This window comes from Blautia glucerasea, assembly GCF_020537505.1.
GTDB lineage: Bacteria > Bacillota > Clostridia > Lachnospirales > Lachnospiraceae > Blautia_A.
Map to the genome: position 1 here is coordinate 1 of NZ_JAJBMO010000067.1, position 1,705 is coordinate 1,705.

Sequence of the window (1,705 nt, forward strand, 5' to 3'; positions counted from 1 at the left end):
ATGAGAGCTATGAGATCCGGATTCAGGATGTAAAACTGTTCCCACAGGGATACTCAGCCCTGGCTCTCCACCCGGAATGTGTTCGGGACGAGCCTTCTGTTCTTCTCGCAGATATCGGTGGCTGGACCGTAGACCTGATGCGGCTGGACAACAGTGTTCCAAATGCCGCTACCTGCCGCAGCCTGGAACTTGGTGTGATCCGGTGTGTGGATGAGATCACCGAGCAGGTACGCAGAAATACCGGACTGTCTGTAACGGATATTCAGATCGAACGTGTTCTGAACGGCCAGAGCTGCAGCATGGACCCGGCCGCAAAAGAAATCATTGTCCGGCAGGGAAGGCTCTACACGGAGAAAATACTGTCTGCAATTATGGAAGCCGGGTTCGATCTGAAGGCAATTCCGTCCGTGATCATGGGCGGCGGAGCCAGCATTCTGAAACGGCACGTGACACCGCAGGACGGGCTGTGTCGGCAGATTTACCTGACAGACGTACACGCCAATGCTTCCGGCTATGAGCGGATTGTGGGGCAGATGTGCGCGAAGTAAAGAGACCCGTTTTCTCGTTCCGCCTGAACCTTGATAACCCAGATCACAAAAAGGCATGGGAGATCCTGCAAAGTGTTCCAGATGGACAGAAGAGCAGCTATCTGGTTCAGGTGATCTTAAAAGATCAGGAAAACAACCAGCTGGAGAAAAGCATCCGGCAGGCAATCCGGGAAGAACTGGCAGGTGTTTCCATTTCTGGCTCCGGGGAGAGTGTTTCAAAAAAGGAAGAAATCCCGTCCCAGATGCTGGATTTTCTCTCCGGGCTTGAGGATGCATTCTGAAAAAGTCAAGTCTTTCCTGGTGATAAAATAGCCAAATTTCAAGCAGTCAAATTAGTATAAATCACGGATTTTTGAAAGGGGTGATGCCTATTGAATGTTATTGGATCTGCATCCTTTGGGAGCTTTTGAGAGCCTCATATTCGTTGGGTATTGTGAATAGCTTTCTGTCAGGTTTTAGGGTATGTTGTATGTAGAAAAAAGAAAGGAGAACGAACACAATGGAGATGAAAAACATATGCGGAAAAATCCCGGTAGAGCTGCATGAAAAGCTAAAACTGGAAGTCGAAGAGTTAGGAATCAGCATACCAAAATACCTTGAAATGGTAATCGAAGAACACATGACAAGAAAAGGAGAAAAGACGAACATGGCAGATTTAAGAACAGTAGCAGTACAGGTAACCGAGGATTTATTTTCCAGACTGAAAGCAGTCCTCGCCAGGAATGGCATGAAACAGAAAGACTTCTTAATCGGGCTTATCGAAGATGCAATCGAAAAAGAAGAAGCCAAATGGAAAGCAGAGTCAGAGGAAGCCGAAGAAACAGAAATGGAAGAGCCTGAGACTGCGAAATCAGAACCGGATGAAGAGTCAGTAGAACCTGAAGCAGAAGAGCCTGAGACAGAAGCACTGGAAGCTGAAACAGACGGAGAAATGACAGAACCGGACGAAGCTGAAGCAGATGAAGAGCCGACAGAGCCAGAAAACGAAGAGCCAGCGGAAGCAGAGCCAACAGAACTGGAAACCGAAGAAGCAGAAGAATCTGAGCCAGAGGAAGCGGAATCAGAAGAATAGACATTACAAAACAGAAACCAAGAGACGGAAACGGTGCAGAGAAATCTGCACTGTTTTTTTCGCAGCGAAGGGAGGCTGATAGCCG

The 1,705-nt window shown here is 48.0% G+C and carries 3 protein-coding genes; all 3 read left to right on the forward strand.

The genetic code is table 11. The features are described from left to right. Window positions 1-548 (forward strand): ParM/StbA family protein (locus tag LIQ05_RS19185; RefSeq protein WP_226822912.1); only part of this gene is annotated, 548 nt, incomplete at its 5' end. After that, window positions 536-829: a hypothetical protein gene (locus LIQ05_RS19190; protein ID WP_006428275.1), complete on the forward strand. Its 294-nt coding sequence runs from the start codon at window positions 536-538 to the stop codon at window positions 827-829. The genes LIQ05_RS19185 and LIQ05_RS19190, both read left to right, overlap by 13 nt. A 218-nt stretch (window positions 830-1,047) precedes the next feature. Further along, window positions 1,048-1,620: a hypothetical protein gene (locus LIQ05_RS19195; RefSeq protein ID WP_147632518.1), complete on the forward strand. Its 573-nt coding sequence runs from the start codon at window positions 1,048-1,050 to the stop codon at window positions 1,618-1,620. Window positions 1,621-1,705: the final 85 nt, after the last annotated feature.